General features: G+C 64.6%; 1 protein-coding gene. It reads left to right on the top strand.

Going from position 1 to position 1,548, the window contains the following annotated elements; translation table 11 throughout:
• Positions 1-13 precede the first annotated feature (13 nt).
• Positions 14-1,548: type VI secretion system Vgr family protein (locus V7714_RS20535; protein WP_335711401.1), on the top strand; the 1,535-nt coding region annotated here is incomplete at its 3' end.

Below are 1,548 nucleotides of genomic sequence, written 5' to 3'. Positions count from 1 at the left end.
CATGTTAGCCCGCATGTTCGATCATCGCAACGTCCGCCTCACCACCCCCCTCGGCCCCGAAGCCCTCATCTTCCGCCGCCTGGACGGCCACGAAGCACTCGGACAGATCGGCCAGTACAGCCTCACCGCGCTCTCCAAGCGCCCCGACCTCCCCCTGGACAAACTCGTCGGGCAGCCCCTCACCATCAGCTCCGACCTCATGCTGATGGCCACCCGCCATCTCAACCTCTATGTCTGTGAGATGTCGCTCAAGGGCAAGGAAGGCGACTACTACGTCTACGAGGCCATCCTCCGCCCCTGGCTCTGGTTCCTTACCCGTACCGCCGACAGCCGTATCTTCCAGGAACAGAACACCCCGGACATCATCAAGGCCATCTTTGCCGATCACCCCCTGGCCAAGTTCGAGTTCCGTCTTACCCAGTCCTATGCCCCCCGCGAATACTGTGTGCAGTACCGCGAGTCGGATTACAACTATGTCGCCCGCCTGTGCGAACAGGAGGGCATCTATTTCTGGTTCGAGCACAAGGACGGCCTGCACACCCTGATCCTGGCCGACGCGCTCTCTGCCCATGCCCCCGCCCCCGGCTATGCCCATATCCCCTTCGAACAGGGTGGCGGCGATGGCGGCATGACCTCGGACCGCGAGCACCTGGAGCACTGGAACTACACCAAGTCTGTCCAGCCGGTGGACTATGTCCTCACCGACTACGATTTCCAGAAACCCCGTGCCGACCTCACCGTCCGCTCCCGCGTTGCCCGTGAGCATGGCGAAGCCCGCCATGAGGTGTTCGACTACCCTGGTGAATACGACAACCCGGCTGTCGGCGAACACTATGTACGGGTCCAGCTCGATGCCATGCAGGCCCGCCAGGAAACCGTGCGTGGCCAGGGCAATGTGCGGGGCCTGCCGGTGGGGGCGCTGTTCACCCTGAGCGATCACCCGCGCGGCGACCAGAACCGCGAGTACCTGGTGACCAGTGCCCACCTCAGCTGGTCGGAAGCCTCCTACGAATCGGGGGCCGGCGACTGGGTCTGCCTGTGCCAGATCGAGGCCCTGCCCAGCAGCCTGCCCTTCCGCCCCACCCGCTACACCCCGCGCCCCTTTGTACAAGGCCCGCAGACGGCGGTAGTGGTCGGCCCGCAGGGCGAGGAGATCTACAGCGACCAGTACGGCCGGGTCAAAGTGCAGTTCCATTGGGATAGACGCGGCCAGCGCAACCAGCACAGCTCCTGCTGGGTACGTGCCTCACAGCCCTGGGCGGGCCAGAACTTCGGTGCCATGGCGGTGCCACGCATCGGCCAGGAGGTGGTGATCAGCTTCCTGGAAGGGGATCCTGACCAGCCCTTGATCACCGGCCGGGTCTACAACGCCGGCCAGATGCCGCCGTGGGAGCTGCCGGCCAACCAGACCCAGACCGGCATGCTGAGCCGCTCCACCCCTGGTGGCAGCTACGACAACGCCAACGCCATCCGCTTCGAGGACAAGAAGGGGGCGGAAGAGCTGTGGCTGCATGCAGAGAAAGACCAGCGCATCGAGGTGGAGAACGA

The organism is Chitinimonas sp. JJ19 (assembly GCF_036961565.1).
Lineage (GTDB): Bacteria > Pseudomonadota > Gammaproteobacteria > Burkholderiales > Chitinimonadaceae > Chitinimonas.
This window is presented reverse-complemented; position numbering and strand designations above follow the sequence as displayed.